The 24,081-nt window shown below is 62.2% G+C and carries 22 protein-coding genes; 8 read left to right on the top strand and 14 right to left on the bottom strand.

The window, feature by feature from the left end; translation table 11 throughout:
• Positions 1 to 127 precede the first annotated feature (127 nt).
• The 12 genes from asd to AC1DYR_RS08075 all read right to left on the bottom strand — a co-directional run bounded on the left by asd (position 128) and on the right by AC1DYR_RS08075 (position 12,610).
• On the bottom strand, positions 128 to 1,267 hold the full coding sequence (gene asd, locus AC1DYR_RS08130; RefSeq protein WP_477704638.1) for an aspartate-semialdehyde dehydrogenase: 1,140 nt from the start codon (positions 1,265 to 1,267) through the stop codon (positions 128 to 130).
• A gap of 376 nt (positions 1,268 to 1,643) precedes the next feature.
• Entirely contained in the window at positions 1,644 to 2,714 is a 1,071-nt protein-coding gene (leuB, locus tag AC1DYR_RS08125) for a 3-isopropylmalate dehydrogenase (protein ID WP_477704637.1), read from the bottom strand.
• Between the two features lie 127 nt (positions 2,715 to 2,841).
• On the bottom strand, positions 2,842 to 3,492 hold the full coding sequence (gene leuD / locus AC1DYR_RS08120) for a 3-isopropylmalate dehydratase small subunit (protein WP_477704636.1): 651 nt from the start codon (positions 3,490 to 3,492) through the stop codon (positions 2,842 to 2,844).
• Positions 3,493 to 3,620: 128 nt separating this feature from the next.
• Positions 3,621 to 5,042, bottom strand: coding sequence for a 3-isopropylmalate dehydratase large subunit (gene leuC / locus AC1DYR_RS08115; protein WP_477704635.1), 1,422 nt, complete (start codon positions 5,040 to 5,042; stop codon positions 3,621 to 3,623).
• A gap of 46 nt (positions 5,043 to 5,088) precedes the next feature.
• A complete protein-coding gene (locus AC1DYR_RS08110; RefSeq protein WP_477704634.1) occupies positions 5,089 to 6,066 on the bottom strand; it encodes a LysR family transcriptional regulator in 978 nt (325 codons plus the stop codon).
• A 299-nt stretch (positions 6,067 to 6,365) separates the two neighbouring features.
• Entirely contained in the window at positions 6,366 to 7,676 is a 1,311-nt protein-coding gene (gene gltA, locus AC1DYR_RS08105) for a citrate synthase (RefSeq protein WP_477657143.1), read from the bottom strand.
• 27 nt (positions 7,677 to 7,703) lie between these two features.
• Positions 7,704 to 8,033 (bottom strand): FAD assembly factor SdhE, encoded by a 330-nt coding sequence (locus AC1DYR_RS08100; protein WP_477704633.1) that lies wholly within the window; start codon positions 8,031 to 8,033, stop codon positions 7,704 to 7,706.
• Positions 8,034 to 8,139: 106 nt separating this feature from the next.
• A complete protein-coding gene (locus AC1DYR_RS08095) occupies positions 8,140 to 8,844 on the bottom strand; it encodes a succinate dehydrogenase iron-sulfur subunit (RefSeq protein WP_122955671.1) in 705 nt (234 codons plus the stop codon).
• Positions 8,845 to 8,900: 56 nt separating this feature from the next.
• The gene (sdhA, locus tag AC1DYR_RS08090; RefSeq protein WP_477671354.1) at positions 8,901 to 10,694 is read right to left on the bottom strand and encodes a succinate dehydrogenase flavoprotein subunit; all 1,794 of its coding nucleotides are present in this window, start codon (positions 10,692 to 10,694) and stop codon (positions 8,901 to 8,903) included.
• A gap of 48 nt (positions 10,695 to 10,742) precedes the next feature.
• Positions 10,743 to 11,108 (bottom strand): succinate dehydrogenase, hydrophobic membrane anchor protein, encoded by a 366-nt coding sequence (gene sdhD / locus AC1DYR_RS08085; protein ID WP_477704632.1) that lies wholly within the window; start codon positions 11,106 to 11,108, stop codon positions 10,743 to 10,745.
• 18 nt (positions 11,109 to 11,126) lie between these two features.
• Positions 11,127 to 11,624 carry a succinate dehydrogenase, cytochrome b556 subunit gene (gene sdhC, locus AC1DYR_RS08080; RefSeq protein WP_477704631.1) on the bottom strand — a complete coding sequence of 166 codons (498 nt, stop codon included), beginning with the start codon at positions 11,622 to 11,624 and terminating at the stop codon, positions 11,127 to 11,129.
• Between the two features lie 215 nt (positions 11,625 to 11,839).
• Positions 11,840 to 12,610, bottom strand: a complete 771-nt coding sequence (locus AC1DYR_RS08075; protein WP_477671357.1) for a GntR family transcriptional regulator — start codon at positions 12,608 to 12,610, stop codon at positions 11,840 to 11,842.
• A gap of 243 nt (positions 12,611 to 12,853) precedes the next feature.
• Between AC1DYR_RS08075 and AC1DYR_RS08070 the strand changes: the two genes are divergently transcribed.
• From AC1DYR_RS08070 to AC1DYR_RS08050, 5 genes are all read left to right on the top strand, one after another.
• Entirely contained in the window at positions 12,854 to 13,840 is a 987-nt protein-coding gene (locus tag AC1DYR_RS08070; protein WP_477649359.1) for a malate dehydrogenase, read from the top strand.
• A gap of 79 nt (positions 13,841 to 13,919) precedes the next feature.
• On the top strand, positions 13,920 to 14,927 hold the full coding sequence (locus AC1DYR_RS08065) for an HpcH/HpaI aldolase/citrate lyase family protein (RefSeq protein WP_477704797.1): 1,008 nt from the start codon (positions 13,920 to 13,922) through the stop codon (positions 14,925 to 14,927).
• 40 nt (positions 14,928 to 14,967) lie between these two features.
• A complete protein-coding gene (locus AC1DYR_RS08060; protein WP_477704630.1) occupies positions 14,968 to 15,600 on the top strand; it encodes a hypothetical protein in 633 nt (210 codons plus the stop codon).
• A gap of 84 nt (positions 15,601 to 15,684) precedes the next feature.
• Entirely contained in the window at positions 15,685 to 18,300 is a 2,616-nt protein-coding gene (locus AC1DYR_RS08055) for a bifunctional aconitate hydratase 2/2-methylisocitrate dehydratase (protein ID WP_477704629.1), read from the top strand.
• Between the two features lie 55 nt (positions 18,301 to 18,355).
• Complete coding sequence (locus AC1DYR_RS08050) at positions 18,356 to 18,862, top strand: BON domain-containing protein (RefSeq protein ID WP_477704628.1); 507 nt, start codon at positions 18,356 to 18,358, stop codon at positions 18,860 to 18,862.
• 66 nt (positions 18,863 to 18,928) lie between these two features.
• Here the strand turns inward: AC1DYR_RS08050 and AC1DYR_RS08045 are convergent, their stop codons facing one another.
• Positions 18,929 to 19,312: a hypothetical protein gene (locus AC1DYR_RS08045; RefSeq protein WP_477704627.1), complete on the bottom strand. Its 384-nt coding sequence runs from the start codon at positions 19,310 to 19,312 to the stop codon at positions 18,929 to 18,931.
• 51 nt (positions 19,313 to 19,363) lie between these two features.
• Positions 19,364 to 19,867 carry a pyridoxamine 5'-phosphate oxidase family protein gene (locus AC1DYR_RS08040; RefSeq protein ID WP_477704626.1) on the bottom strand — a complete coding sequence of 168 codons (504 nt, stop codon included), beginning with the start codon at positions 19,865 to 19,867 and terminating at the stop codon, positions 19,364 to 19,366.
• 288 nt (positions 19,868 to 20,155) lie between these two features.
• On the opposite strand from AC1DYR_RS08040, the gene AC1DYR_RS08035 reads away from it, so the two are divergent.
• The 3 genes from AC1DYR_RS08035 (at position 20,156) to AC1DYR_RS08025 (ending at position 23,954) form a co-directional block, all read left to right on the top strand.
• Positions 20,156 to 21,181, top strand: a complete 1,026-nt coding sequence (locus AC1DYR_RS08035; RefSeq protein WP_477704625.1) for an iron ABC transporter substrate-binding protein — start codon at positions 20,156 to 20,158, stop codon at positions 21,179 to 21,181.
• A gap of 62 nt (positions 21,182 to 21,243) precedes the next feature.
• Entirely contained in the window at positions 21,244 to 22,842 is a 1,599-nt protein-coding gene (locus AC1DYR_RS08030; RefSeq protein ID WP_477704624.1) for an ABC transporter permease, read from the top strand.
• Positions 22,839 to 23,954 (top strand): ABC transporter ATP-binding protein, encoded by a 1,116-nt coding sequence (locus AC1DYR_RS08025; RefSeq protein WP_477704623.1) that lies wholly within the window; start codon positions 22,839 to 22,841, stop codon positions 23,952 to 23,954. The genes AC1DYR_RS08030 and AC1DYR_RS08025 overlap by 4 nt, the downstream gene beginning before the upstream one ends.
• The last annotated feature ends 127 nt before the right edge of the window (positions 23,955 to 24,081 follow it).

Below are 24,081 nucleotides of genomic sequence, written 5' to 3'. Positions count from 1 at the left end.
CACTTAAGTTTTGACACATCGAGTTAGCATCAACTTACATGTTCAGGATGTTGTCAGACGACAACGCACGGAAACAAGTGGTTACGGATGAGCAACCGCATGTTGGCAACTACTCACCCCGAATTATTCACCCCTGAAGCAGGATGCGGAGCATGCGGCGCAGCGGTTCGGCCGCACCCCAGAGCAACTGATCGCCCACGGTGAAGGCACCGAGGTAGTCGGGGCCCATGGCCAGCTTGCGCAGGCGACCCACCGGAATCTGCATGGTGCCTGTCACGGCGACTGGTGTGAGGTCCTTGATCGAGGCCTCGCGCGTATTGGGTACCACTTTGACCCACTGGTTGTCTGCGGCGATCATGGCCTCGATATCTGCCAACGGCACGTCCTTCTTCAGCTTGAAGGTCAGGGCCTGGCTGTGGCAGCGCATGGCGCCTATGCGCACGCAGAAGCCGTCGACCGGCGTTTCGGCCGTACCGAAGCTGGCGCCCTGGCCCAGGATCTTGTTGGTCTCCGCGCCGCCTTTCCATTCTTCCTTGCTCATGCCGTTGCCCAGGTCTTTGTCGATCCAGGGGATCAGCGAGCCGCCCAGCGGTACGCCGAAGTTGGCGGTCTCGTCGCCGCTCAGCGATTGCTGTTTGGCCAGCACGCGGCGGTCGATTTCCAGGATGGCTGATTTGGGGTCGTCCAGCAAGGTGCGGACTTCGCTATTGAGCGTGCCGTACTGGGTCAGCAGCTCGCGCATGTGCTGTGCACCGCCGCCGGAGGCCGCCTGGTAGGTCATGCTGGTCATCCATTCGACCAGGCCGGCCTTGTACAGCGCGCCCACGCCCATCAGCATGCAGCTCACCGTGCAGTTGCCGCCAATCCAGTTCCTGCCGCCCTTGGCCATGGCATTCTGGATGACCGGCAGATTGACCGGGTCCAGGATGATGATGGCGTCGTCGTTCATGCGCAGCGTGGAGGCCGCGTCAATCCAGTGGCCCGTCCAGCCGGCCGCGCGCAGCTTGGGGAAAACTTCCGAGGTGTAGTCGCCGCCTTGGGCCGTGACGATGATGTCGCACTTCTTGAGCGCTTCAATGTCAAAGGCGTTTTTCAGCGTGGTTTCGTTCTTGGCCTGGGCTGGGGCCTTGCCGCCGGCGTTGGAGGTCGAGAAGAAAACCGGCTCGATCAGGTCGAAGTCGCCTTCGGCCTGCATGCGATCGATCAGGACCGAGCCGACCATGCCGCGCCAGCCGACGAGTCCTGTGAGGTTGCCTTTGAGTTTCATTGGAACTGCCCTTCAAAAAGTCAAAAATAAGGCTTTTTGGCCCGGCTCATCGAGCCGGCAGGGCACGACGAACCAGGCTTGCTAGCCTTTAATGGTGGTCGTTTTGGTGATCTGGGCAAAAACCGGCGCAGCGCCGATCGCGCGCGAAGCGGCGATCAGGCGGGTGGGTGCGGGGTTTTTGCGCATGTGTCGATTGTAGCCAGGCTTGGCTTTATCGGGGCTGATGGCCGCCTCAAACCCGTGTTTTGACGCTGGTTTGAGGTGGTTTGCTGCAAAAAAACGTCAGAGATGTTTTTGCGCCGGGCCGCCCCAAGGAAAAATGCGCCCCCTCGGGGGGCAGCGCATTACACGCAGTGAAAAAGCGTGGGGGCTCCGGTTATCCCAGCGCTTTTACGACTGCGTTGCCCATCTCCACCGTGCCGACTTTTGTCGTACCTTCGCTATAGATGTCAGGCGTGCGCAGGCCCTGGCTCAGCACGGCATCCACGGCTTTTTCGATGCGGGCGGCGGCCTCGGGCTGGTTCAGGCTGAAGCGCAGCATCATGGCCGCACTCAGGATGGTGGCCAGCGGGTTGGCCACGCCCTTGCCCGCAATGTCGGGCGCGCTGCCGTGGCTGGGCTCATACAGGCCCTGGTTTTTGTCGTTCAGGCTGGCCGAGGGCAGCATGCCGATGGAGCCGGTGAGCATGGCGGCGGCGTCGCTCAGGATGTCGCCGAACATGTTGCCGGTGACGACCACGTCAAACTTCTTGGGCGCTTTCACCAGTTGCATGGCGGCGTTGTCGACATACATGTGGTCCAGCGCGACGTCGGGGTATTCCTTGCCGACTTCGGTAACCACGTCTTTCCAAAGCTGGAAGGTTTCCAGCACATTGGCCTTGTCGACGCTGGTGACGCGCTTGTCACGTTTGCGGGCTGCCTGGAAGGCGACGTGCGCGATGCGCTCGATCTCGGGGCGCGAGTAGCGCATGGTGTCAAAGGCTTCTTCCGAGCCGGGAAAGTGGCCGTCGGGCGAGACGCGGCGGCCGCGTGGCTGGCCGAAGTAGATGTCGCCGGTCAGCTCACGGATGATGAGGATGTCCAGGCCGGACACCAGCTCGCGTTTGAGGCTGGAGGCGTCCACCAGCTGCGCGTAACAAATCGCCGGGCGGAAGTTGGCAAAGAGGCCGAGGTTTTTCCGCAGGCCGAGGATGGCCTGCTCCGGTCGCAGCGGCCTGTCGAGCTTGTCGTATTTCCAGTCGCCGACGGCACCGAACAGCACGGCATCGGCTTCCTTGGCGAGCTTCAGCGTGCTTTCGGGCAGCGGATGGCCATGGGCCTCGTATGCTGCGCCGCCGACCAGTGCGCTTTCGGTTTCAAACTTCAGGTCGAGCGCCTTCAAGACCTTGACGGCTTCCGCGACGATTTCAGTGCCGATGCCGTCACCAGGGAGGATTGCGATTTTCATGTTTACTATCTTTTTTATAGCTGCTCGCGCATGTCCCGATTGGGCTGGAGCACGATTGGATGGTTGAAAAGCCTGTTTTGGGGCGTTTTGAGGCCGTTCAGGGCTGTTTTGCGCTGTGGGAGCGACTTCAGCCTGTCACGGTGTGGTTCAGCCACGGCTTGGTCGCCAACCGCTCGGCTTCAAAGGCCTTGATCTTGTCGCTTTGGCGCAAGGTCAGGCCAATGTCGTCCAGGCCGTTGAGCAGGCAGTACTTTCGGAAAGCCTGCACGTCGAACGGGAGCTCCTCGCCCTGCGGTTTGACGATCACTTGCCGTTCCAGGTCGACCGTGAGCTGGTAGCCCGGGAAGGCCAGCGCTTCGTCGAACAGCTGCGCCACCTGCGCTTCAGGCAGCACGATGGGCAGCAAGCCGTTCTTGAAGCTGTTGTTGAAGAAGATGTCGGCATAGCTCGGCGCGATGATCGCGCGAAAGCCGTATTGGTCCAGCGCCCACGGCGCGTGTTCGCGCGAGGAGCCGCAGCCGAAGTTCTTGCGCGCCAGCAGGATGGAGGCGCCCGCATAACGCGGCTGGTTCAGCACGAAGTCGGGGTTGGGTTTGCGGCTGGCCGGGTCCTGGCCGGGGAAGCCCGCGTCCAGGTAGCGCCATTCGTCAAACAGGTTGGGGCCAAAGCCCGTCTTGCGGATGGATTTGAGGAACTGCTTGGGGATGATGGCGTCGGTGTCGACGTTCTCGCGGTCCATCGGGGCGACCAGGCCCTTGTGTACGGTGAATTTCTGCATGTGATTCTCTCTTTCACTCTATCGAAACAGTTTCTTGCCAAGAAACACCGCGGAACCGGCTTTGCCGGGCCGCAGGTGTTGCACCCTTGAGAGGGTCTGGCTTGCGCGTTGTGAGCCGAGACAGGGGTTCACACAAACTTTCTGATGTCAACAAAGTGGCCGTGCACGGCGGCCGCGGCGGCCATGGCCGGGCTGACCAGGTGCGTACGGCCACCGGCGCCTTGCCGGCCTTCGAAGTTGCGGTTGGATGTTGATGCGCAGCGCTCGCCCGGCTCGAGCCGATCGGCGTTCATGGCCAGGCACATCGAGCAGCCTGGTTCGCGCCATTCAAAACCGGCGGCCACAAAAATCTTGTCCAGGCCTTCGCGCTCGGCCTGTTCCTTGACCAGGCCCGAGCCCGGCACGACCAGCGCGAGCTTGACGTTCTTGGCGACCTTCTGGCCGATCTTCTTGATCACGGCCGCGGCTTCGCGCATGTCCTCAATGCGGCTGTTGGTGCAGGAGCCGATGAACACCTTGTCGACATAGAGGTCGTTCAGCGCCTTGCCGGGCTCGAGACCCATGTACTTCAGCGCGCGTTCGATGGCGTCGCGCTTGTTGGCGTCTTTTTCCTTGTCCGGGTCGGGAACGCGGTCGTCGATGGTCAGCACCATCTCGGGCGAGGTGCCCCAGGTGACCTGCGGCTTGATCTCGCTGGCGTCCAGCTCGACCACGGCGTCAAACTTCGCGTCGGCATCCGAGTGCAGCGTGTTCCAGTACTTGACGGCCATGTCCCATTCGACGCCGGTGGGCGAGAGCAAACGGCCTTTGACGTAATCAATCGTCTTTTGGTCGACAGCGACCAGGCCGGCGCGGGCACCGGCTTCAATCGCCATGTTGCAGACCGTCATGCGGCCTTCCATGCTGAGCGCACGAATCGCCGAGCCGGCGAATTCAATCGTGTAGCCCGTGCCGCCTGCCGTGCCGATCTTGCCGATGATGGCGAGCACGATGTCCTTGCCCGTCAAGCCTGGGGCCAGCTTGCCTTCGACCTTAACGAGCATGTTTTTGGCTTTTTTGGCCAGCAGGGTTTGCGTCGCCATCACGTGCTCGACTTCGCTGGTGCCGATGCCGTGCGCCAGCGCACCGAAAGCGCCGTGCGTGGAGGTGTGCGAGTCGCCGCAGACGACCGTCATGCCGGGAAGGGTGGCGCCGCTTTCGGGGCCGATGACATGCACGATGCCCTGGCGCTTGGAGAGGAAGGGGAAGAAGGCGGCCGCGCCAAATTCCTTGATGTTGCTGTCCAGCGTGGTGATCTGTTCCTTGCTGACCAGGTCGGTGATGCCGTCGTAGCCCAGTTCCCAGCCGGTGGTGGGCGTGTTGTGGTCGGCGGTGGCGACGATGGAGCTGATGCGCCAGACCTTGCGGCCGGCCTCGCGCAGGCCTTCAAAAGCCTGCGGGCTGGTGACTTCGTGCACCAGGTGGCGGTCGATGTAGAGGATGGCCGTGCCGTCGTCTTCGGTATGAACGACGTGCTCGTCCCAGATTTTGTCGTAAAGGGTGCGTCCCATGGTGTCCTTCGTGGTCTCTCGTTGTCGTCTGTCGTGAGGGGTGATTTTAGGCCGCTGCACTTGCAGCCATGGCTGCAGTTTTGGCAGGTTGGGCTGCATTGGTTTGTGGTGTGTCGGGCTGCGTGAGATGTTCCACCAGCAGCCGCGCCGTCAGGGGCAGGGTGGAAAAGTCTCGCGCCACCAGCTGGATCTGGCGCTCGGCCCAGGCGTCCAGCAGGGGAATGGCTTCGAGTTCGCCGACGCCGTGCATCAGCTCAAAAGCGCGCTGCGGCATCACGCCCACACCCAGGCCGTTATGGATCATGCGGCACATGGCGTCCAGGCCGGTGACATGGATGCGCAGCTTGATGGTGCGGCCCAGCCGGGCGGCCGCTTCACGCATGGCGAGGTAAATAGAGCTGTTGGAGTGCAGCCCGACCTGGTCGTAGTCCAGTGCTGCTTCAAATTTGATAGCGCCTTGCGCACAGAGGGTATGGCCCCTGGGCACAATCAGCACCAGTTTGTCGGTGCGGTAAGGCAGTACCTGCAGGTCACCCGCGCCGTCGGCGGTGTTGCAGATGCCGAGGTCGGCCGCACCTTCCTGCACCGCACGGACGACCTCGGTGCTCAGGTGCTCTTCCAGATCAATCTTGATGCCCGAATGCTCGCGGGTGAAAGCGCCCAGGTCTTCCGGCAAAAACTGCACGATGGCCGAGATGCTGGCGTGCACGCGCACATGGCCGCGCACGCCGTCGGCGTATTCGCTGAGCTCGCTCTGCATCTTCTCGAGGCTGAACAGCACCGAACGCGCATGGTGGAGCAGGCTTTCGCCGGCGGGCGTCAGGTCGACGCCGCGGGTGTGGCGGTACAGCAGCGGCGTGTCCAGCGTGGCTTCGAGGTCGGAAAGGCGCTTGCTCACGGCTGAGGCGGCAATGAATTCGCGCTCGGCCGCCTTGCCGATGCTGCCGAGCTCGCACACGGCCACAAAGAGCTGAAGCGAGGTCAGGTCAATGCGGCGGGCAAAATTGCGTTCGGAGCTTTTCATGGCATGGGCGTGGCGTCATCGTGTTAGACGATGGTGAAACGTTATTTTGCTACCATGATTGATGTTTTGTCATCGCAATACGCGATGCCCTGCTTGCCAATAGGCGTTTTCAGCCCAAATCCCCGAAATTTCGGATTCTTTAAGGCTTTAGCCCAATAGCAATAAGTACAAGCAGCTATCAAAAGTATAGCAATCGACGAGTGTTGCGGCCTCCCCGGGGTTGCGCGACAAAGCTTGAGGGCATGAAAAAACCCGCCGATGTTGCCAAGGGCGGGCTTTATGTCAACGCGATGCGGCGCTTAGCGCTTGGCCAGCGGCAACACCTGACGGGTCGTGGAGCCGGTGAACAACTGGCGTGGCCGGCCAATCTTGTACTCGGGGTCGCCGATCATTTCGTTGAGCTGGGCGATCCAGCCGACGGTGCGGGCCAGCGCGAAGATCGCCGTGAACAGAGGCACAGGGATGCCGATGGCGCGTTGCACGATGCCGGAGTAGAAGTCGACATTGGGGTAGAGCTTGCGCGACACGAAGTATTCGTCTTCCAGGGCAATCTTTTCCAGCGCCATGGCGAGCTTGAACAACGGGTCGTTTTCCAGGCCCATTTCCTTGAGCACTTCCTTGCAGGTTTCCTGCATCAGCTTGGCGCGCGGGTCGTAGTTCTTGTAGACGCGGTGGCCAAAACCCATCAGCTTGACGCCGGAGTTCTTGTCCTTGACCTGCTTGATGAAGTCACCGATTTTCTCGATGCCGCCGGCTTTCTGGATGTCGCCCAGCATGTTGAGTGCCGCTTCGTTGGCGCCGCCGTGTGCCGGGCCCCAGAGGCAAGCCACGCCGGCAGCGATCGCCGCAAACGGGTTGGTGCCGGACGAACCGCACAGGCGCACGGTGGAGGTCGAGGCGTTCTGCTCGTGGTCTGCATGCAGGATGAAGATGCGGTCCAGCGCGCGTTCGAGCACCGGGTTGACCTTGTACTCTTCGCACGGCGTGGCGAACATCATGTGCAGGAAGTTGCCGGCGTAGCTCAGGTTGTTCTTGGGGTACATGTAAGGCTGGCCCACGGTGTACTTGTAAGCCATGGCGACCAGCGTCGGCATCTTGGCGATCAGGCGGATGGCGGAGATGTCGCGGTGCTCGGGATTGGTGATGTCGGTGCTGTCATGGTAGAAGGCCGACAGGGCGCCGACCAGGCCGGTCATGATGGCCATCGGATGCGCGTCACGGCGGAAGCCGCGCAGGAAAAACTGCATCTGCTCGTTGACCATGGTGTGGTTGGTCACGCGGCTGACGAAATCTTTTTTCTGCTCGACATTGGGCAACTCTCCGTACAGCAGCAGGTTGCAGGTTTCCATGTAGTCGCAGTTGGTGGCCAGCTGCTCGATGGGGTAGCCGCGGTACAGCAACTCGCCCTTGTCGCCGTCGATATAAGTGATGGCCGACTGGCAGGCAGCGGTTGACAGGAAACCGGGGTCATAGGTGAACATGCCGGTCTGGGCATACAGCTTGCGGATATCAACGACGTCCGGACCGACGCTGCCCTGGTACACCGGCAACTCGATGCTGGGGCTTCCGTTGCTGAAGGACAGGGTGGCTTTGTTGTCAGCTAGCTTCATTTCGTGCTTCTTTCTTTCGTATCAGTGTCAATGGAGGACGGACGCGTAATCAGGGGCCGGCGCTGCGGGCTGCAGCAACTTTAAAACTTCATGGGCTTCAGAAGTAGAGGCACTTGCCTTGGCCGCTTCATCGGGCAGCTGGCCGGCAACTTTTCGTTTTAACAGCAGGTCCAGCAAATCGTTGTCGGACAAATCCATTAAATCATTTAACCCTTTAGCCTGCCTGACGGTTAGCGTGGTTTCGTGCGCCAAAAAGAAGCGCTCGATCAGCAAATCGTTTTCCAGCAGGCCGCGCCGGCAACGCCACTTGAGCTTGCTCAGGGCACGCTCGTCAAGTAGGGCGTCGGCGGTTTCCATATCGTTCAGGCCGTAGAGGTTTCGCCGCCGGGCCGCCCCAAGGCGAAACACGCCCCCTCGGGGGGCAGCGTAGTACGCGAAGCGACAAGCGTGGGGGCCATATTGGTCACACTGTCCGCAAAACCATCATTTCCTTGATCTTGCCAATCGCCTTGGTCGGGTTCAGTCCTTTGGGGCAGACGTCGACGCAATTCATGATGGTGTGGCAGCGGAACAGGCGGTACGGGTCTTCCAGGTTGTCCAGGCGCTCGGCGGTGGCTTCGTCGCGGCTGTCGGCGATGAAGCGGTAGGCCTGCAGCAGGCCGGCCGGGCCGACGAACTTGTCGGGGTTCCACCAGAAGCTGGGGCAGGAGGTGGAGCAGCTGGCGCACAAAATGCACTCATAGAGGCCGTTCAGCTCATCGCGCTCTTCAGGACTCTGCAGGCGCTCTTTTTCGGGCGGCACGTTGTCGTTGATCAGGTAGGGCTTGATCGAGTTGTACTGCTTGAAGAACTGCGTCATGTCGACGATCAGGTCGCGCACCACAGGCAGGCCGGGCAGGGGTTTGAGGATGATGACCTCGGGCAGCGTGCGCATGTTGGTCAGGCACGCCAGGCCGTTCTTGCCATTGATGTTCATGGCATCGGAGCCGCAAACGCCTTCGCGGCACGAGCGGCGAAAGCTGATGGTCGGGTCCTGCGCCTTCAGCTTCATCAGCGCGTCCAGCAGCATGCGCTCGTGGCCGTCCAGCTCTACCTCGATGGTCTGCATGTAGGGCTTGGCATCGGTGTCCGGGTCGTAGCGGTAGATCTTGAAGGTGCGTTTGGTCATGGGGTTCTCGCTTCTTGTGGGGTCGCAGGGCGTCAGGGGCAGTAAGGGCAACGTCTTCAGAAAGTACGCGTCTTGAGCGGGACCGAATCGACCGTCAGGGGTTTCATCTGCACCGGCTTGTAAGCCAGACGGCTGCCTTCGCTGTACCAGAGCGTGTGCTTGTGCCAGTCGGTGTCGTTGCGGCCGTTCGGGTGCGCGGGCGTGTCGCCGTAGTCGTCGACAGAGTGCGCGCCGCGGCTTTCCTGGCGGGCGGCGGCGGACACGATAGTGGCCTGCGCTGCTTCGATCAGGTTTTCCACTTCCAGCGCTTCGATGCGCGCGGTGTTGAAAATCTTCGACTTGTCCTTCAATCCGATGCTGTTGACGCGGGCGCGCAGCGCCGCGATTTTCGTCACGCCTTCGTTCATGATGGCCTGTGTGCGGAACACGCCTGCATGCTGCTGCATGGCGGCGCGCAGGTCGTTGGCCACGTCTTGCGCGTATTCGCCGTCGGTCGCGTTGTCCAGGCGCGCGATGCGGGCCAGGGTCTTGTCGGCAGCATCCGCCGGCAGCGGCTTGTGCGTGGTGGTCTTGGCGAACTCGACAATGTGGTTGCCGGCGGCCTTGCCGAACACCAGCAGGTCGAGCAGCGAGTTGGTGCCCAGGCGGTTGGCGCCGTGCACGCTGACGCAGGAGCATTCGCCCACCGCATACAGGCCGTTGACCACCTGGCTCTGGTTGTTGGCGTCCTGCGTGACAACCTGGCCATGGATGTTGGTCGGGATGCCGCCCATCTGGTAGTGGATGGTGGGCACCACGGGAATCGGTTCCTTGGTGATGTCGACGTTGGCGAAGTTGTGGCCGATCTCGAACACCGAAGGCAGGCGCTTCATGATGGCGTCCACGCCCAGATGGGTCATGTCCAGCAGGATGTAGTCCTTGTTGGGGCCGCAGCCGCGGCCTTCCTTGATTTCCTGGTCCATGGAGCGCGAGACGAAGTCGCGCGGTGCGAGGTCTTTCAGCGTGGGCGCATAACGCTCCATGAAACGCTCGCCATTGCTGTTGCGCAGAATCGCGCCTTCTCCGCGGCAGCCTTCAGTCAGCAGCACGCCGGCACCGGCCACGCCGGTGGGGTGGAACTGCCAGAACTCCATGTCTTCCAGCGGGATGCCGGCGCGCGCCGCCATGCCCAGGCCGTCACCGGTGTTGATGAAGGCGTTCGTTGACGCGGCAAAAATGCGCCCAGCGCCGCCGGTGGCCAGCAGCGTGGTCTTGGCTTCAAAAATGTGGACGTCGCCGGTTTCCATTTCGAGGGCGGTCACGCCCACGACGTCACCTGCCGAGTCGCGGATCAGGTCCAGCGCCATCCACTCGACGAAGAAGCTGGTTTTTTCCTTGACGTTTTGCTGGTACAGCGTGTGCAGCATGGCGTGGCCGGTGCGGTCGGCTGCGGCGCAGGCGCGCTGCACGGGCTTTTCGCCGTAGTTGGCGGTGTGGCCGCCGAAAGGGCGCTGGTAAATCGTGCCGTCGGGGTTGCGGTCAAACGGCATGCCCATGTGCTCGAGGTCGTACACAACCTTGGGTGCTTCGCGGCACATGTATTCAATGGCGTCCTGGTCGCCGAGCCAGTCGGAGCCCTTGACGGTGTCATAGAAGTGGTAGTGCCAGTTGTCTTCGCTCATGTTGCCGAGCGATGCGCCGATGCCGCCCTGGGCTGCAACGGTGTGCGAGCGGGTGGGGAACACTTTGGAAAGCACGGCCACGTTGAGGCCGGCGCGTGCCAGCTGCAGCGACGCGCGCATGCCGGAGCCGCCGGCACCGACGATGACGACGTCAAATTTGCGCTTGGGGAGTTTGGATGTTGCTGTCATGATTTTTGTGTGGGGTGTCGGTCTTCTTGTCGTGGGATCAGCGAAGGCTTAAAGGCGCCACAGGACCTGGATGCCCCAGCCGGCACAGGCCACCAGCCAGACAATCGTGAAAACATTCAGAACCAGCTTGACGGAGGCCGGCTTGACGTAGTCCATCCAGATGTCGCGCATGCCGACCCACACGTGCAATAGCAGGGCAGCGATGACCACAAACGTCAGCGTCTTCATCCACTGGGAAGAGAAAATTCCGGCCCATTTGTCGTAGCCGATGGGGCCTTTGCTGAAGATGACCTGGGCCAGGACCAGCACGGTGAAGAGGGCCATCAGGGCGGCCGTGATGCGCTGCGCGAGCCAGTCGCGCAGACCATAGTGGGCACCGACAACGATGCGCTTGGAGCCGTAGTTAACTGCCATTTTTTGTGCTCCTTGTGATCAGTAGAGGCCGAACAGCTTGGCGCCGAGGATGAGCGTCAGGATGATGCTCACGGCCAGCGTGAAGATGGCGGACGATTTGCCGAATTCCTTGCTGACGGCGGCGTGGCTGACGTCCATCCACAAATGGCGCAGGCCGGCGATGAAGTGGTGCAGGTAGGCCCAGATCAGCGCCAGCGCCACCAACTTGAATATCCATCCTGGGATAGTGAATCCAACGGGTTGCGCAAAGCTCCAGAACAGGAAAGAAGACCAGCTAAAGGTCGAGCCGATGTTGAACAGGGCCTTGAATTTCGCAAACGAGATTTCAGAGGAGATCGAAGTGTCGAACATCCAGATGATGAAGGGCATCAGCAAAAACATGATGAACCCGCTGATACGGTGAAGGATGGAAACCCAGCCGGCGGGCGGCAAACGATAGGAGGGGAGGTCGGTCAGAGCGTTGATGTTGCGGAACTCGGGCCGCTTCTTCGCTACGGTTGTCGCTGATTCGGACATACTTGGCTTTCTGTGTTTTTGAGTAACGGCTTTGTAACTGCCAAAGCGGCTCAACCCGAAATTCTATTGCAATGCAGCAACAATCCCGGCCGCTTCGGGTGATGGCCGGAAATTTTTGTCGGGAAAAGCGCGTTTGGCGGCGCAACAGTTCGCAATTGCTGCGCGAAGGTCGTCGTAACTGACATGACGATTACAAATCACCGGCTGCCGCAGTGTCAGTTCAGGGTGTTGTGGTAATGGTGTGTGTCGGTGCGGTAGTAGCCGCGGCGCAGCTCCATGGGCGCATCGTTGTAGGTGTAGGCGATGCGCTCCACGCTCAAAAGCGGTGCTCCGTGCTCTACTTTCAATAGCAGCTCGCGCCCGTCAGTGGCTGCTTCGGCGCGTATTTTTTCTTCGGCGCGGACCATTCGCACGTTGAATTCGGTCTCAAACAGCGCATACATGGGGCCGTGGTAGTCAGCCAGCCGCTCGGCCGTCAGGCCCTTGAAGGGCGCGGCGGGAAGCCAGATGTCTTCAAGAATGGTGGGTGTGCCGGCAAAGCTCAGCACGCGTCGGGCCTGCAGCACGGCGTCCCCGGTGCGCAAGGCCAGCGTGCGTGCAATCTCGGCGCTGGCGCGCACGCGCCGGCAGTCGATGATGTCGCGTTGGGCCGGGCCTTCGCTGCCCGGTGTGCCGCTGTCGGGGACCAGTTTGAGAAAGCGGAACTGGACATGTTGCTCGGCGTGGGTTGCAACAAAGGTGCCCTTGCCCTGGCGGCGCACCACCAGGTTGTCGGTGGCCAGCTCGTCGATGGCTTTACGCACAGTGCCCTGGCTGACGCGGTAGCGCGCTGCCAGGTCCATCTCGGAAGGGATGGCTTCGCCCGGTTTCCATTCACCTGATTGCAGGCTTTGCAGGATCAGGGCCTTGATCTGCTGGTACAGCGGACTGAACGCCGGCGTGGCACCTGCAAAGTCATCGGCGGGTAAGGCGGGAGTGGCGTTCATGGGTTGGATTCTGGCTGGCCGTATCATATCTTATATAAGACATAAGACAAATTGACGCCCGCCACTTTTCAAGCGTAAAATCTTTGGCTGAGCCGGCGCGCGGCCTGCCGTTTTGCGGTGAATTTGGCGGGTAAAAGCATAAGACCCGTTAGTAATCTCTCCCAGATATTCCAGGGTCGCGCCAGACATCTCACGCTACATCCCTCATTCAACCGATTTTCAACTTCCTGGAGTCCTCCCATCATGAGCAAAAAACCCGTCCGCGTTGCAGTCACCGGTGCAGCAGGCCAAATCGGTTACGCATTGTTGTTCCGCATTGCTTCCGGCGAAATGCTCGGCAAGGACCAGCCCGTCATTCTCCAATTGCTCGAAGTGCCGGTTGAAGGCCCGCAAAAAGCGCTCAAGGGCGTGATGATGGAACTCGACGATTGCGCGTTCCCGCTGCTGGTCGGCATGGAAGCCCACAGCGACCCGATGACCGCATTCAAGGATGCCGACTACGCGTTGCTGGTCGGTTCGCGCCCACGCGGCCCCGGCATGGAACGTGCCGAATTGCTCGCCGTCAACGGCGCCATCTTCACGGCGCAGGGCAAAGCGCTCAACGCCGTCGCCAGCCGCAATGTCAAGGTGCTGGTGGTCGGTAACCCCGCCAATACCAACGCCTACATCGCCATGAAGAGCGCCCCTGACCTGCCGCGCAAGAACTTCACTGCCATGCTGCGCCTGGACCACAACCGCGCCGCCAGCCAGATCGCCGCCAAGACCGGCAAGGCCGTGGCTGACATTGAAAAGCTCACCGTCTGGGGCAACCACTCGCCCACGATGTATGCCGACTACCGTTTTGCCACCATCAAGGGCGAAAGCGTCGCCAAGATGATCAACGACCAGGAATGGAACGCCAACGTGTTTCTGCCCACCGTCGGCAAGCGCGGCGCTGCCATCATTGAGGCACGCGGCCTGTCCTCGGCTGCGTCGGCCGCCAACGCCGCCATCGACCACATGCGCGACTGGGCGCTGGGCACCAACGGCAAGTGGGTCACCATGGGCATCCCGTCCGATGGCCAGTACGGCATCCCGAAAGACATCATGTTCGGTTTCCCCGTGACGTGCGAAAACGGCGAATACAAACTGGTCGAAGGCCTGGAGATCGACGCGTTCAGCCAGGAACGCATCACCAAGACCCTGGACGAGCTTAAGGGTGAGCAAGACGGCGTCAAGCACCTGCTCTGAGCAATTAATGAGCGATGTGCGCCGCGCAGGGCCGCCCCAAGCAAGCACGGCCCCCTCGGGGGGCAGCGTAGTACACGAAGTGACAAGCGTGGGGGCTCGCCAACATCCGCGCGACGTTCTGCTTGGTGCCCAGGCACAAGCCGGGTTTCTTCCGGTTTGTGATCACTACAGCGGTGTTGAAGCCCGCATGCGCAAAAGCCTGCAGCTGCAGGCCGAAATGATCGAGGAGTTCGGCGCCTGCGTGTTTGACGTGACGCTGGATTGCGAAGACGGCGCACCCGTGGGCGGCGAAGCCGACCATGCCGCGATGGTCGTGGCGCTGGCGGCCCTGGCCAGCGACAAGGCACGCGTCGCGGTGCGCATCCATTCGGTGGACCACCCCGCCTTTGAGGCCGACATGGCTGTCATTGCCGGGAAGCTGTCCCGCCATCTCTCACACATCATGGTCCCCAAGGTGGAATCGGTTGCCGATGTGGTCAGGGCCGAGCAGGCTCTGCTCTCGGCATCTGCCGGCTGCCTGCCGCTGCACGTGTTGATCGAGTCTCCACTCGCGGTGCGAAACGCTTTCGACATTGCGGCGCATCCGCGCGTGCAGTCATTGAGTTTTGGCCTGATGGATTTTGTCTCGGCGCATGGCGGTGCGATTCCCGCCGACGGCATGAGCAGCCGCGGTCAGTTCACGCATCCGCTGGTGATGCGTGCCAAGCTCGAAATCGCGTCGGCTTGCCACGCCCACGGCAAAGTGCCGTCGCATTGTGTTGTCACAGAGTTCAATGACACTGAGGCCATGACTTCCGCCGCACGCCATGCCGCCCGTGAACTGGGCTACACCCGCATGTGGAGCATCCACCCCAACCAGATCCGTCCTATCCTGGCGGCTTTTGCGCCCACCGAGGGCGAGATTGAAAGTGCTACAAAAATAATAGCTGCTGCCGCACATTCAGACTGGGCCCCCATCAGTTTTGAAGGCAAGCTGCACGACCGCGCGAGCTACCGCTACTTCTGGCAGGTTCTGGAGCGCGCGCACCAGACCGGCCGTGTTTTACCGCACGAGGCGCAGGCGTATTTTTCTGTCCCGCTTCACTGATTTCCCCGATTGACTGTTGACCGTTCCAAAAGGATTCCCCATGAAACATTTCGCTCTCTCTGCCCTGATGCTGGCCGCTCCGGCCCTGTTGCTGGCCCAGACGGCGGCCGCCCCTAAAGCCGCTGCACCCAAGAAGGCCGCCGCCGCAGCCGACCAGCCCGCTCAGGCCGCCAAGCGTGCGCCGATCAAGCGCTCTGCCGCCAAGGTGGTGGAAGAAAGGACGCCCATTGACGATGACCCGTCTGTCACGTTGACCCCTGAAGACCTGGAGCTCGCCAAGCGGGTTTACGTCGGCACGATTCCCTGCGAACTGGGTGCCTCCGTCACCATCACGCCGAATGAAAAACGCCCGGGCTTCTTCCTGGTGCAGACGGGAAAGACGCGTTTTCGCATGCACCCGGTCGGAAGCCGCACCGGCGCCATCCGTCTGGAAGACGGCCGTGCCGGCGCCATGTGGCTGCAGTTGGGCAACAAGTCGATGCTGATGAGCCAGAAATTGGGCCAGCGCCTGGCTGACGAATGCATGAGCCCGGCGCAGGTGACTTTTGCCGACGAGTTGAAGAAGAACCCCCCGACCAGCATTCTGGAGCCCTTGCCTGCCGCCAAAGCTGCGCCAGCTCAGGCCGGCACGGGTTCTGCTCAGCCAGAAACTGCCCCGGCCAAAGCCCAGTGAAGCCCCACAAAGCCCAATACAGACACAGACCGCGACCGCACGCGCATCGACCGTGCAAATATTTGAGTACAGGAGAAGAAAACCATGATGCCCGAGTTCATACAAACCTACCGCAACCATGTGGCGGAGCGCGCCGTGCTGGGTATTCCCCCACTGCCGCTGTCGGCCCAGCAGACCGGTGAGGTCATTGAGCTGCTGAAGAACCCGCCCAAGGGCGAAGAAGCCTTTTTGGTGGAGCTGATTACGCACCGCGTGCCGGCCGGGGTTGATGCGGCCGCCAAGGTCAAGGCCAGCTATCTCGCTGCCGTAGCGCACGGCACTGAAAAGTGTGCGCTGATCTCGCGCGAAAAAGCAACGCAATTGCTTGGCACCATGCTGGGCGGCTACAACATCAGCCCGATGGTCGAGCTGCTCGACGACGCTGAAGACAGCGTGGCCACGCAAGCGGCCAACGGCCTGAAGCACACGCTGCTGATGTTCGACCAGTTCCACGACGTGCAGGAAAAGGCCGGCAAGGGCAACAAATACGCCAAGGCCGTGCTGCAAAGCTGGGCCGATGCCGAGTGGTTCACCAGCCGTCCGGAAGTGCCCGAGTCGATCAAGCTCACCATCTTCAAGGTGGCCGGTGAAATCAACACAGATGACCTGTCGCCCGCACCCGACGCCTGGAGCCGCCCCGACATTCCACTGCACGCGCTGGCCATGCACAAGAATGCCCGCCCCGGCGTGACGCCCGAAGAAGACGGCAAGCGCGGCCCGGTCAAGTTCATTGAAGAGCTGAAAGCCAAGGGCAATCTGGTGGCCTACGTGGGCGACGTGGTCGGCACCGGCTCCTCGCGCAAGTCCGCGACCAACTCGGTGTTGTGGTTCACCGGTGAAGACATCCCCTATGTGCCGAACAAGCGTTTCGGCGGCGTCTGCCTGGGCTCGAAAATCGCCCCGATTTTCTACAACACCATGGAAGACTCGGGCGCGCTGCCGATCGAACTCGATGTCAGCCAGATGGCCATGGGCGATGTGATCGAACTGCGCCCCTACGACGGCAAGGCGCTGAAAGAGGGCAAGGTCATCGCTGAGTTCAAACTCAAGAGCGACGTGCTGTTTGACGAAGTGCGCGCCGGCGGCCGCATTCCGCTGATCGTCGGCCGAGGCCTCACGGCCAAGGCACGTTTTGCGCTGGGCCTTCCCGTGTCTACCCAGTTCCGCCTGCCGCAGAATCCGGCCGACAACGGCCGCGGCTTTACGCTGGCACAAAAAATGGTTGGCCGTGCGGTCGGCCTGCCTGAAGGCCAGGGCGTACGCCCCGGCACTTACTGCGAGCCCAAGATGACTTCGGTCGGCTCGCAAGACACCACCGGCCCGATGACGCGCGACGAATTGAAAGACCTGGCTTGCCTGGGTTTCAGCGCCGACCTGGTGATGCAGTCCTTCTGCCACACGGCGGCTTATCCCAAGCCGGTCGATGTGAAGATGCACCACGAGCTGCCCGAGTTCATGAGCGACCGCGGCGGCATCCCGCTGCGTCCGGGCGACGGCATCATCCACAGCTGGCTCAACCGCATGCTGCTGCCTGACACCGTCGGCACCGGCGGCGACAGCCACACCCGTTTCCCCATCGGCATCAGCTTCCCCGCTGGCTCCGGCCTCGTGGCTTTCGGCGCTGCCACCGGCGTCATGCCGCTGGACATGCCTGAATCCGTGCTGGTGCGCTTCAAGGGTGAAATGCAACCCGGCATCACACTGCGTGACCTGGTCAACGCAATCCCGTTGTACGCCATCAAGGCCGGTCTGTTGACGGTTGCCAAGCAGGGCAAGAAGAACATCTTCTCGGGCCGCATCCTGGAAATCGAAGGCTTGCCCGACCTCAAGGTGGAGCAGGCGTTTGAATTGAGCGATGCCTCGGCCGAGCGCTCTGCCGGCGGCTGCACGGTGCACCTCAACAAGGAGCCCATCATCGAGTACATCAACAGCAACATCACGATGCTGAAATGGATGATCGCCACGGGTTACTCGGACGTGCGCACCATCAAGCGCCGCATCGCAGCCATGGAAGCCTGGCTGGCCGACCCGCAGCTGCTCAAGGCCGATGCGGATGCCGAATACGCCGCCGTCATCGAAATCGACCTGGCCGACATCCATGAGCCTATCGTCGCCTGCCCGAACGACCCTGACGACGTGAAGACGCTCGCCGAAGTGGCCGGCAGCAAGATCGATGAAGTGTTCATCGGCAGCTGCATGACCAACATCGGCCACTTCCGCGCAGCGTCCAAGCTGCTGGAAAACAAGCGCGACATCCCCGTCAAACTGTGGATGGCGCCGCCGACCAAGATGGATGCCAAGCAGCTGACCGAAGAAGGCCACTACGGCGTGCTCGGCTCGGCCGGCGCCCGCATGGAAATGCCGGGTTGCAGCCTGTGCATGGGCAACCAGGCGCAGGTGAAAGAGGGCGCGACGGTGTTTTCCACCTCCACCCGCAACTTCCCGAACCGTCTCGGGAAAAACTCCAACGTCTACCTCGGTTCCGCCGAGCTGGCCGCAATCTGTTCCAAGCTGGGCCGCATCCCCACCAAGGCCGAGTACATGGCCGACATGGGTGTGCTGACCGCTGCCAGCGACAAGATCTACCAGTACCTCAACTTCGACCAGGTCAAGGACTACACCGACATGGCTGACACCGTGAAGGACGGCGTGGCCGCTTAAGTGGACACCCTGCCGGCGGCTTGACAGCCGCAAGCTGAAATGGAAGGATGAAGTGATGAAGAAACCGTCACTTCTTTCCTTCCTTTTTTTTGTTCTTTTTTTGGCCACCGGTGCAGCCGCTCAAGCCCAGCAAGCGCGCACCAACGCCTTCAACGACCCCTTCCTGCAGGTCACTTCGGCGATCAGTCCGTGCCCTGTGCCGGAGGGGCCGCTCTATACCGAGCAGGAAGTGCGCGATGTGGCCCATGTACGGGCGCAGCACGGCGGCAGTTGCTATCGGGTGGGGCGTTGCCGCCTGGCCAACTCGTATTGGTACGACCAGGAAATCATTCCGCGCGTGTCACAATACATCAAGCTCGACGGCCGGTTCGACGACACCAGTGTGTGGGTGCAGGGCGAGCGGCGGCTGGTGTTCCTCAAAGGTTGCGTCAAGACACGCGAGCAATCAGAGGCGCTTGAAAAAGCCGTCTGGCTGGTTGACGACGTGATGGGCGTGGTGAACTACCTGCGCGTGGGTGATGAGCCGGTGCGCTATGTGCCGGCGCAGCCGGAAAAGAAATAGCGTCATCCAGTCAAACGAAATGCAAAAAGCCCTGCAAGAGATTGCAGGGCTTTTTTATTGGGGAAGTTAAAGCCCCGACGGCAGCGGGTCCACCACCCGCAGTTCCGAACCATCGACAAACTTCAAATACCAGAACTCCGGCGTCAGCGGCAGGTTGGGGCGTATGTGGCTGATATTGGCCGGCAGCACATAGACCGTGCTTGCACCGTCGTCGGGCGGGGGCGCCAGGTAATGGCGTTTGACCGCCACCAACCCGCCTATGGAAGAGACCACTGTGCCTATCGATTCGGTGACGGCATTGACCGTGGTGCCCTGGCCCAGCATGTGGATGGTGGTCTGGCCGAGCAGGTCGGGGCGCGAGGCCTCCACATACAACACGGCAGTGGTGTTGATGCGCAGATCATCGGGGGCGCTTGGCTCAGTGGCCTTGTTAAACGAGATAAGGGGCATGGTGCAGGCCGGTGGATGGATGTTTTTGGAAAGATTTCTGGAAAAAAGCGCTCAGGGAATATGCAGCTCTTTGTGCTCGCCCAGCTTGCGTGGCAGCTCGCCCAGGATGGCTGCTTTCGCCATCTTGGCCAGCTGCACCATCTTGCTTTCCTTCACGTCCCAGTATTCAGCGTAGTGGATGCGCACTTCAAGCAAAGCCAGGTCCGGGTCCTGCACGCCCACGGGAAACCAGGTGCGCGCCAGGGGTGACCAGAGTTCCTTTTTTTTATCCTCGTCTTCGGCGATCACGGCCTGGCCCGACACCGAGACATAGCAGTCGTCGCCCGGGTCGGCATATGACACGTTGACGTTGCCGTCCTGCAGAAGGCTTTGAACCAGCTCACTTTTGCGAGAAATGAAGAAGTACAGGTGCGATTCGGCGTCCAGCGACTGGTTCTGGGTGGTCAGCGGATGCGCGTGCAGCATGCCGTTGGCGTTGCGGTGCGTCAGCATGCCGAATTTGATGCCCTTGATCAGTTCCCAAAGGGTGTCGTGGTTTGACTTCGTTGCGCTCATGAACTCCAAAGGGGTGGCCAATGGATCGATGCTAGGCAGGAGGCCGCTTGCCGCTCATCAGCGGGCGGCGCGGGCAGCTGTCAGCAAGTGCCGACAGCCCTGCCGGGGCCGCAGCCTGTGTAAACCATGGCCCCTGCGGGAACTAATGGCGGGAGCGGTTACCATACGGATGCAAGTAATTCGTATTTGTATTACAGATTGCTTACAGGTGCCCCGCAGGCATAAGACCTCCGCCGCGCCGGTCCGATTCGGGCGAATCGGTCGTTTTTTCATCCCTAAAGGTGTTTCATGAAACTGTCGTTCCCATCCCTTGCCGGCGCCGCGCTGGCCGTCGGCCTGTTAGCCGCGCCTCTGGCTTCCATCGCCCAAACCGTCACGCCCACCGCGGAAGGCATCGTGGTCTACAACGCCCAGCACGCCAGCCTTACCAAGGCCTGGGCTGAAGCCTTCAGCAAGGAAACCGGCATCAAGGTCACTTTGCGCAACGGCAGTGACACCGAGCTGGGCAACCAGATCGTGCAGGAAGGCAAGGCCTCGCCCGCCGATGTGTTCCTGACCGAGAACTCGCCGGCCATGGCGCTGGTCGACACGGCAGGGCTGTTCGCTCCGCTGGACGCGGCCACGCTGTCTGAAGTGCCCGCCAACTTCCGCCCCGCGCACGGCCGCTGGACGGGCATCGCCGCGCGCAGTACGGTGTTTGTCTACAACAAGGCCAAGCTCACGCCGGCGCAGTTGCCCAAGTCCATGCTGGACCTGGCCACGCCCGCCTGGAGGGGCCGCTGGGCCGCATCGCCTTCCGGCGCCGACTTCCAGGCCATCGTGAGCGCGTTGCTTGAACTCAAGGGCGAAGCCGCCACCGCCGCCTGGCTGAAGGCCATGAAGGAAAACGCCACGCCTTACAAGGGCAACGGCACCGTGCTCAAGGCCGTCAATGCCGGCCAGATCGAAGGTGGCGTGATTTACCACTATTACTACTACGGCGACCAGGCCAAGACGGGCGAGAACAGTAACAACGCCCAGTTGCATTACTTCCGCAACCAGGACCCCGGCGCTTTTGTGAGCATTTCCGGTGGCGGCGTGCTGGCCTCGAGCAAGCACCAGCCCGAAGCGCAGGCCTTCGTGAAGTGGATCGCCGGCAAAGGCGGGCAGGACATCCTGAAAACCGGCGACGCGTATGAGTACGCCGTCGGCACCGGCGTAGCCTCCAACCCCAAACTGGTACCGCTGGCTGAGCTGCAGGCGCCCAAGGTCGAGCCTTCCAAACTCAACAGCAAAAAAGTCACCGACCTGATGACCCAGGCCGGCCTGCTGTAAACCACTTCCAATCGCTTCCAATCGCTTCCAACCACTTCAGCTCCACGGATCTGACACCTGCCTTGAGTGCCTTGCCCTTTGATGTCGGCGCCGACTCCCTGAAGCCGGCGAGTGCGGCCCTGCGGCCTTTGCCTGCGGCCGGGCGCGGCGGCTGGCGCCTGTCGTGGGTGGGTAGCGCGGCCCTGCTGGTCTCGCTGCTGGCATTGTTGCCGCTGGGTTTTGTCATCTGGGTCGGCATCCAGGCGGGTTGGGACACGGCCTCTGCGTTGATCTTCCGGCCCCGTGTGGGTGAACTGCTCGTCAACACTGCGTTGCTGGTGGCGCTAACAGTACCGTTATGCGCCGTGCTGGCCGTGGCCTTGGCTTGGCTCACGGAGCGCAGCGACCTGCCCGGTGCGCGCACCTGGGCCTGGCTGGCCGTCGCGCCGCTGGCGGTACCGGCTTTTGTGCACAGCTATGCCTGGATGACGGTCGCCCCCGGCCTGCACGGCTTGCCCGCCGGCGTGATGGTTTCGGTGATCGCCTACTTTCCATTTTTGTATTTGCCGGTGGCCGCAGCCTTGCGGCGGCTGGATCCGGGCATGGAAGACAGCGCCGCCTCGCTGGGCTTGAGCCCTTTGGCGGTGTTCTTCCGCGTGGTGCTGCCGCAGCTGCGGCTGGCAGTATGCGGCGGCTCGCTGCTGGTAGGCCTTCACCTGCTGGCCGAGTACGGCCTTTACGTGATGATCCGCTTCGACACCTTCACCACGGCCATCGTCGACCAGTTCCAGTCGACCTACAACGGGCCCGCCGCCAACATGCTGTCGGGCGTGCTGGTGGTGTGCTGCTTCGCGTTGCTGGGACTGGAATCGGCCGCGCGCGGCAAGGAACGTTATGCACGCGTGGGTTCCGGCGCAGCGCGCATGCCTTTCAAACGCAAGCTGGGCCGCTTTGCTGGCCTGTGCCTGCTGCTGCCCGCGCTGGTCACCGCTCTGGCACTGGGCGTGCCGCTGGTTACCCTGGGCCGCTGGCTGGTGGCCGGCGGGGCTGCCGTATGGCGCGTGGATGAAATCGGCCCGGCGATTTTTCAGACCCTGGCGCTGGCGCTGGCCGGTGCGTTGCTGACCACAGTGGCTGCCGTGCCCATGGCCTGGCTGTCGATACGCTCACCGGGCCGGCTGCAGCGCGTGCTGGAGGCCTGCAACTACATGGTCGGTTCGCTGCCCGGTGTGGTGGTGGCGCTGGCGCTCGTCACAGTGACTGTGCGCATGCCGATTTACCAGACGGCACTCACGGTGCTGTTGGCTTATTTGCTGATGTTTTTGCCGCGCGCCCTCATCAGCCTGCGTGCCGGCATTGCGCAGGCGCCGGTGGAACTGGAGCAGGCCGCGCGCAGCCTGGGCCGCACGCCCGCGCAGGCGCTGTGGGCCATCACCCTGCGGCTGGCTGCGCCCAGCGCGGCGGCCGGCGCGGCGCTGGTGGGCCTGGGGATCACCAACGAACTCACCGCCACGCTGATGCTCGCGCCCAACGGCACGCGCACCCTGGCAACTTCCTTCTGGGCCTACAGCAGTGAGATCGACTACGCCGCCGCTGCGCCCTATGCACTCATCATGGTGCTGCTGTCGCTGCCCATGACCTGGCTGCTCTATACCCAATCCAAACGCACGGCGGGACGATGACAACTTCTCTTGAACTGAACGGCCTGCGCAAACACTATGGCCCTGTGGAAGCACTGGGCGGCGTTCACCTGCACGTGCCGGCCGGCAGCCGCACCGCCATCGTGGGTCCGTCGGGTTCCGGTAAAACCACCTTGCTGCGCATCATTGCCGGCTTCGAAGTGCCCGACGCCGGCCGCGTCGTGCTGGGCGGCCGGCAACTGGCAGACGGGCCGGAAGCCGTGCCGGCACACCAGCGCGGCATCGGTTTTGTGCCGCAGGACGGCGCGCTGTTTCCGCACCTGACGATTGAAGGCAACGTCGGCTTTGGCCTGCCGCGCAATACGCCCCGGCGCGCTGAACGCATTGCTGAACTGATGGACATGGTTGCGCTGGACACCGCCATGCTCAGCCGTCGCCCGCATGAGTTGTCTGGCGGCCAGCAGCAGCGCGTGGCGCTGGCCCGTGCGCTGGCCCAGCGCCCGCAGCTGATGTTGCTCGATGAGCCTTTTTCCGCGTTGGACACGGGCCTGCGCGCCAGCACCCGCAAGGCCGTCGCGCAATTGCTCAGCGGCGCCGGCATCACCACCATCCTGGTCACGCACGACCAGGCGGAGGCCCTGTCATTTGCCGACCAGGTAGCCGTGATGCGTGAAGGGCAGCTGGTGCAGGCCGGCCGCCCGGTGGATATTTATCTGCGGCCCCATGATGCCGCGGTGGCCGGCTTCCTGGGCGAAGCCATCGTGCTGCCGGCGCAGCTGGCGGGCGGCTGGGCTGACTGCGCGCTGGGGCGAGTCGCGGTCAACGACGCCCAGCGCAGTGGCGCGGCGCAGATCATGCTTCGGCCAGAGCAGCTGCAGGTGGCTGAAGTCCCGGCGCAGGCGGCCGTGCAAAGTGCGGATGCCGCTGCGTGCTACGGCGCGGTCATCGACACCGATTTTGGCGGTCCGGTCTGCGTGCTGTCGGTGCGCCTGGTGCGCGGCGCCGGCTTGGTCACGGCAGAAGAAGCACAGGCGGCTACAGAGCCCGCTGCGTGGGACGCGCCGCTGCTGGTGCGCAGCTCCGGCCTGCATGCCCCGGCGCCAGGCGCCATGGTCCGCATCACGGTGGCCGGCGAGGCGCATGTGTTCGGATAAGCCGGCTGCGTGCCGGTTCCCGGGAATTTAAGTAAATAGTGGCCGTAGCCCAATAAGAACGGGCGCAAGCAGCTATTAAATTAATAGCATGTTGCCTGTCTCTACGGGTGCGATGAACCAGCTGGCG

The organism is Polaromonas sp. P1_F9 (assembly GCF_056405615.1).
This window is presented reverse-complemented; position numbering and strand designations above follow the sequence as displayed.